This is a genomic window from Vibrio sp. R11-SG3-ISO3-SZ, assembly GCF_059834345.1.
Genome location: NZ_JCBDGX010000124.1, coordinates 1 through 6,884, shown reverse-complemented (window position 1 = coordinate 6,884; position 6,884 = coordinate 1). Strand labels below are relative to the sequence as shown.

At 43.0% G+C, this 6,884-nt stretch carries 7 protein-coding genes; 1 reads left to right on the top strand and 6 read right to left on the bottom strand.

Features of this window, described 5'->3' with window-relative positions:
• The 6 genes from AC6R1O_RS14920 to AC6R1O_RS14895 form a co-directional block, all read right to left on the bottom strand.
• Positions 1-992 (bottom strand): ABC transporter substrate-binding protein (locus AC6R1O_RS14920; RefSeq protein ID WP_500657305.1); only part of this gene is annotated, 992 nt, incomplete at its 3' end.
• Positions 993-1,007: 15 nt separating this feature from the next.
• Complete coding sequence (locus AC6R1O_RS14915; RefSeq protein ID WP_500657304.1) at positions 1,008-1,532, bottom strand: hypothetical protein; 525 nt, start codon at positions 1,530-1,532, stop codon at positions 1,008-1,010.
• Positions 1,533-1,615: 83 nt separating this feature from the next.
• A complete protein-coding gene (locus AC6R1O_RS14910) occupies positions 1,616-2,731 on the bottom strand; it encodes an ABC transporter ATP-binding protein (RefSeq protein ID WP_500657303.1) in 1,116 nt (371 codons plus the stop codon).
• Positions 2,732-2,743: 12 nt separating this feature from the next.
• A complete protein-coding gene (locus AC6R1O_RS14905; protein WP_500657302.1) occupies positions 2,744-3,895 on the bottom strand; it encodes a glycoside hydrolase family 88 protein in 1,152 nt (383 codons plus the stop codon).
• A gap of 2 nt (positions 3,896-3,897) precedes the next feature.
• Positions 3,898-4,737: a carbohydrate ABC transporter permease gene (locus tag AC6R1O_RS14900; protein ID WP_500657301.1), complete on the bottom strand. Its 840-nt coding sequence runs from the start codon at positions 4,735-4,737 to the stop codon at positions 3,898-3,900.
• A gap of 5 nt (positions 4,738-4,742) precedes the next feature.
• Complete coding sequence (locus tag AC6R1O_RS14895) at positions 4,743-5,675, bottom strand: carbohydrate ABC transporter permease (protein ID WP_500657300.1); 933 nt, start codon at positions 5,673-5,675, stop codon at positions 4,743-4,745.
• A gap of 345 nt (positions 5,676-6,020) precedes the next feature.
• On the opposite strand from AC6R1O_RS14895, the gene AC6R1O_RS14890 reads away from it, so the two are divergent.
• A partial coding sequence (locus AC6R1O_RS14890; RefSeq protein WP_500657299.1) for a LacI family DNA-binding transcriptional regulator occupies positions 6,021-6,884 on the top strand: 864 nt, incomplete at its 3' end.

Here is a 6,884-nt window from a genome sequence, read left to right as displayed (position 1 = left end):
ACGGCTAAAGCCCCTTCGCTACTTGCTGCAAAGTTTATGAAGTCGAGCACTGCTTCTTGATACTTCGAGTTTTTTGCAATGGCGAGGCTTGTTAATGTAGCTGCGGTGGTACCCGGAGCAACGCCTTCAGGCACAGGGTATTTAGCAAGTCCCCAGTTGGTTGCCGAGCTTTCACCCGTTTCCACTTTGGCGATTTGCCCAGAAATAAACCATGAACCCATTGGCAACATGGCGACAGATGAGTTAAACCAAGGGCCTGAGTAGTGTGTATTCGAGGCTTTTAGCGAAGCATAGCGTGGCACCGCGCCGGCTTTTTGTAAGTCTAAAATACGTGTGTAGTACGGCTTGAGGAACTGATAATCCTTGCTTATTAATGTATTTTGTCCGTCGAAGATCGCCGGTAACTGCACGGTGGAACGCCAAGTATGATACAGAGCACCAAAGACTTTATTCGCACCAAAACCGCTGGTCATTTGCTTGGTCAACTCGTCAAACTGTGCCAAGGTCATATCGTTTGTTGGGTAGTTTACCCCTGCTTTATCAAAAAGATCCTTATTGTAATAGACTAGCCAATAGTCAAGCCGAACCGGCATAGCATATAGCTTATTGTCTATGGTCAGCTCCTCCACTAACCCTTGATAAGTTGGGTTTTGCATCGGGGTCGTATCGATCGAAGAGGTCAACTCAGACACGGTATTGGAACGAATAAGGTCGGTGTATCCCGGTGTGTCTTTTACGGTCACTATGTCTATATTTTGTGCACCGCCAGACAGTTGAGTTAAGACCATCGAATTGTAATCTGCGCTGCCTAAGTCAATCGAATTGATAGTAATATGTGGGTACTTCTCCATATATGCGTCGGCAATCGCGTTTAATTCTACGGTTTTAGACACATCCCAACGTGACCAGTTTAGCGTTATCGGATCTTGCGCCATCACGCCTGATGCGGTTAGCACAGTAGCCATAGCAAGGGAGTAGAGTTTTTTGTTCATGTTAATATTCCTTTATTATTTTATTGAATGATTTATGGTCATTAAAAAAAGAGACACTAAACCAAAGGCAATAAACAGTGTCGATAGTGGGAACAGAACTGTAGTAATTAAGTAAAAAGTGAGCGAAATTATTGCCAGTTTTATTGGCAAAGCGGCGCGTGACAGCACAAACCGAAATCCAAGTTGCAGTCCTCGAAAAGACAACTCACCGCGAGTAATCATCACCCAAGCAATAGCTGCCCACGTTGCAAGAACTGCTGTGCATAGCATCATAGGAAATACATAGGCAGCATCCGCCGTGACTAGCTGCACATAAATGTACACTGGGTAACAGCATACAGCGGTGCCTGTTACGACGACAGCGTAGAAAAAGGCACTTTGTGTCCAGTCACAATCCTTCATGTACCATCGAAAATCGTGGATGATCGTGACACTTTGGTCGTTGAGCATGCGTTGGCAAATGCGACTGCCAGCGACTAAGGCTTTGGGGAGAAAGATAATGCTCAATAAGCAGATCAATATCAGCATATTAAGTACCATCAAGTTCCACGCCTCTCTAAATGGTACAACCCAAATTGAGCGATGATTGATTTTTGTTGTACTAAACCTGAGCATATGTATCCCTAGGCCAAAATGGATTGACCCGAGTGCTGGTCGAAAAGATGGGCGTGGCTCATATCCAAACACAGCGTCAGTGTGTCACCGTTTGTAGCTGTTAATCGGCTGTTAATTTTTGCCATTAGCTTCTGTTGATGACGTTGCAAACTAAAATGAACCTCTGATCCCATTGGCTCAGAATAGTCAACAGTGAAGTCCATTTGGTTGATCATGTCTGCAGCTGTGCTTTGAGGCCTTTCTTCGCAAATATCCTCAGGCCTAATTCCCAGAACTAGCCCGTGTTCGCGATACGCATCAAAGTCTATGGAGTTAAATTTACTTGGCAAAGCAACGGTTTGGCCCATTACATCAATTTGTGGAGCGCCACCAACTAAATGGATGTTTTCGACCGGAATAAAATTCATTTGTGGAGCACCAATAAAACCTGCGACAAATTGGTTACTCGGGTTGTCGTACAGTTCTTGAGGTGTATCAACTTGTTGAATGATGCCGTCTTTCATTACCACAATGCGATCAGCCATGGTCATCGCTTCTACCTGATCATGGGTGACATAAATGAAAGTAGAGTTGAGGCGTTTGTGTAGTTTGGTTATTTCAGCACGCATCGTTCCTCTTAGTTTTGCGTCCAGGTTCGATAAAGGTTCATCAAGCAAAAATACTTCTGGGTCACGAACCATTGCTCGGCCTAGGGCTACGCGTTGACGTTGTCCGCCAGAAAGCGCCTTAGGCTTGCGATTAAGCAGGTGGGTAATATCAAGAATGTCGGCGGCTTCTTGTACTTTCGAATCGATGATGTCACGGTCGACACGGCGAAGTTCTAGACCAAACGCCATATTTTGATACACCGTCATATGGGGGTACAACGCGTAATTTTGAAATACCATGGCAATGTCGCGATCCTTGGATGGAATGTCGTTCATGATCCGGTTACCAATGCGAAGATCTCCCGAGGTGATCTCTTCAAGCCCCGCTATCATGCGAAGCGTTGTTGATTTGCCACAACCTGAAGGACCAACAAGGATAATGAATTCTTTATCTTTGATTTCCAAGTCGATATTAGGGACAACGACGTGTTTGTCTTCATAGGTTTTATTGATATTTTGTAGTGAAATTGCAGCCATAGTCGTTGCTCCTTACCAATATGGTGTCCATTGAGTAGATAAGCGGGTGAGAGCTTCTAAGTAGAAGTAATCTCCCCAAGAAACGCATTCATCAACGCCTTCTTCTGTACAGGTATTGTATGGGCTTTTCTTCGAGTAAGTTCCGTGTAAAAGAAGCCCATTTGAAGTGGCAGGATCAGATACTGCATAATGGTTGATTAAGTTTTTGACCATTGAGCGTGCAAGTTCGGTATAGCGTGTTGCCGTAGCTGCATCAACGAGGCTTGCCATTTCAAGCAGTCCGCATGCGGCAATAGCAGACGACGACGAATCTCTAGGCTCTTGACCATCCGTAAAAGTCATATCCCAGTAGGGGATCTGATCACTAGGCAAATGGTCTAAGTAGTGTTTTAGTACTCGTTCAAAAACATCAAGATATTTGACATCTTGGGTGTAGCGATATGCCATAGCAAAGCCGTAAACACCCCATGCTTGACCGCGTGCCCAAGTTGAGTTGTCTTTATAGCCTTGACAGGTTGAACCGTACTTCGGTTTTCCTGTGTTCATGTCCATAAAAAAGGTATGGTAGGTTGAACCATCATCTCTTACCGAATTCAAATAGGTAGTTTCAGTGTGTTTAAACGCAACATTTAAAAAGCGTTCATCCCCAGTCTGTTTGTGAGCCCAATACAGCAAGGGGAGGTTCAACAAACAGTCAATGATGAATCGGTAATTGTCTGGAGCGTTTTTTTCTCCCCAGGCTTGGATAAATTGCCCTTTGGGTTGGTAACGAGTTAACAGTTGCTCAGCGGCCAAAATAGCCGCGTCTTTGGCGTCTTGATCATGAGTAAGCTTCCAGGCAGCAACGCACGAAGGTGTATATAAAAATCCCATATCGTGATGGTCGACTTCGATCAGGTTCTCTATGCGATGCTTAAAGCTTTGTACTTGAATGAGCCCGGCGTATTTAAACTCGGGTTGCTGACTCAGTTCGTAAGATAACCATAAAACCCCTGGCCAAAATCCTGTAGTCCAAAGCGTGTTATCCGACTTTGGATAAAAATGGTTAAGGCTTGAGTGAGATTGACTGTCGTAAGTAAAGTCGCGCAAATTTCCTTTTACTATGGTAAGCGCTTGCTCGATAGCTGTATTGATCTCTGATGTAGTTAATATATGAGTGTGCATGATTATCCTTTTAGTCCAGACGAAGCGACGCCTTCTACAAAGAAGCGTTGTAATGCGAGAAAGACAATCAGTACAGGAATGAGACTGACAACCGACGCCGCCATGATGAGTCCATATTCAGCCGAATACTGTGAAATAAACATTCGCAACCCGATTTGAATGGTTTTTAACTTGGTTTCAGTGAGGTAAATCATTGGCCCCAAAAAGTCATTCCAGGTGGTAACAAACGTAAAAATGGTTAATGTGGATAGTGCTGGTTTCGATAGCGGCAGCATGATTTTGTACCAGATTTGGTATTCACTCATGCCATCTATTCTTGCCGCTTCACACAGTTCATCGGGAATACTCATGTAGAATTGTCGCATTAAGAACACACCAAACGCGGTAAATGCTTGCAGACAGATAATGGCGGTGTGGGTATTGTTTAATCCAAACTCTCGCATCATAATAAATTGTGGAACCATGTACGATATCCAAGGAACGCTGATGGTTGCGATATAACCTAAGAACAGGGCATCACGATAAGGAAATTTAAGTTTGGCAAATGCATAAGCGGCAAAGCTTGACGTCAATAACTGCAGTACGGTAACGATTACGGTCAATTTTGCTGTGTTGTAGACGAACAGCGCTAATGGTATTTGCTGCCAGATGTCGACAAAATTCTGCCAGCGTGGAGCAGAAGGTATCCACTCAATCGGAAAGGAAAATACATCTTTATTAAACTTTAGTGACGCTGACAGCATCCAAATGAAAGGAGTGAACATCGCAATAGTAATAGTTATGATGACTAAATACAAAAGCAGTGTTTTGAATTGTTGTTGGCGTTTAATTGAAGCAATCATGATCCTCAGTCCTCATACTTTTTGGCATACTTGAACTGAGCTATGGTCACTGCTAAGACAAGTAAAAATAGAACTAATGCAATGGCAGACGAGTAGCCTAGTCGCCAACTCACGAAGGCTTCGTTGTATAGGTGGTAACCCAAAACCATGGTAGAACTGCCAGGACCACCTTGGGTTAATAACAGTACATGATCGAAGACCTTAAACGATTGAATCATTAGCATGACGGAAACAAAGAAGGTTGTTGGCATCAATTGTGGAATGGTGATTCGAGTAAACTTTTGCCAACTGTTTGCACCGTCAATATCGGCTGCTTCATACAGTTCGGAATTGATCCCTTGTAGGCCCGCTAAATAAATCACCATGTAGTAACCCATGTTTTTCCAAACACCGAACAAGATCACAGTTGGCATAGCCCAGTTCTTATCCGCTGACCAGGCCGGTAGATTTTGTGGGTCGACCCCTGCGTTATAAAGAATCATGTTTACTGGTCCCATGTCAGGGTTAAACACCATGTTCCAAACAACGGCTACTGCGACAAGGGACGCTACGTAGGGAAAAAACATCGCCGTTCTAAAGAAATTTCGACCTTTTATTTTTTGATTGAGCAGGACAGCAATGCCCAATGCCAAGAATAAGGTAAGTGGGACTGAAAATATGGTATAGACGATGGTATTCCAAAGTGATTGTTTGAATATTCGGTCTTCAAGAAGAAGAAAAAAGTTATCTAACCCCACAAAATCCATAGGATTAGAACCATCCCAATTCATAAAAGCAAGCAGAAATGCCATTACAATTGGACCAAGTGTAAAGACAGAGAAACCGATAAAGTTGGGTGCTATAAAAGAGTAAGCGACAAGGCTTTCTTTAATCTTTCTCTTTCTTTTTCTCAGCATTCGTTTATTGGAGGAACCAGCGCTTATTATTATTTCTGACATTTATTCTCCTTGGTAGAGCAGCCCATTTATTTCGTAGATTTATTATTGATGTAAAGGTAGCCAGAAAAATGTGATTACCGTCTCAGCAGTATGAAAGAAGATGACTCGTGAAAACTTTTCACATATCGTCAACTTACCCAAGGACCACTCAAGGTTTTTTATTGCATTTAAAACAACTACTTACACCAAAAACGTAAACATATCATTAACACAATGTTGCATAATAACTATCAGGAACTGGTTGTATTTGTGACTAGGGGGGGAATTTTTACCCACATCTGAAAATTTTTCTTAGAAAGGTGTATTCAATGTGATTCAATGAGCATAAATTGGAGATGAGTCTGTATGAAGCCTACATTAAAAAATGTTGCGGAACTTGCTGGAACCTCGATCGCTACCGTTTCTAGAGCATTGAGTGATGGCCACAATGTTAGTGAAGATGTCCGCCTTAAAATAAACAAAGCGGTCAAACAAATCGGCTATAAGAGAAAATCTTACACCACCGTCGAATCGATGAACTTGATGCGCATCGCGGCCATTACCAATGACGATTCAGCCAATCCCAACAGTTTTTATTACGCGATCCTTTCAGGGCTTAGATTTGAGTGCAATAAACTTGGGATCGAAATAGATATTACTTTGATCGACTCCCTTCCAACCGATGTCAATAAACTTAAAGAACGTCTTGAACATGATGACGCTATTATATTGATTGGTATGGAAAACCCTGAAATACTCCGCAGATTGCATCAGTTAGACAAACACGTGCAACTGATTAATGGCTCAGACAGTAAAATGCAGTTTTCGAGTATATCTCCAGACTATGAACACGGTGGTTATCTAGCTGGCAAACACTTGTTGGACACGGGTAATCGAGCAAACTGCATCATTACTGCAAACGTAAGGCCATCGATTAGAGATCGGCAAGTAGGGTTTATGCGTGCACATCAAGAAGTCTTGGATTCGAGTGTGACGGTTATCGACCTGATCGAAATAGCAGCTGAGCTTAAGTCCCCAATTTTAGAGCGTATTTACGCCGGTGAAACGGGGGGAGATTTTGGTGCAAAGTATCTCATGCCTTATATCATCGAACATGGGTTACTAGACAACGTGGATGGGGTGTTTTGTGCCTGCGACTTAATCGCGATTTCAGTGATGCACCAAACTCAAGCCGCCGGTTTGTCACCCATGTCGATTATTGGTTTTGAT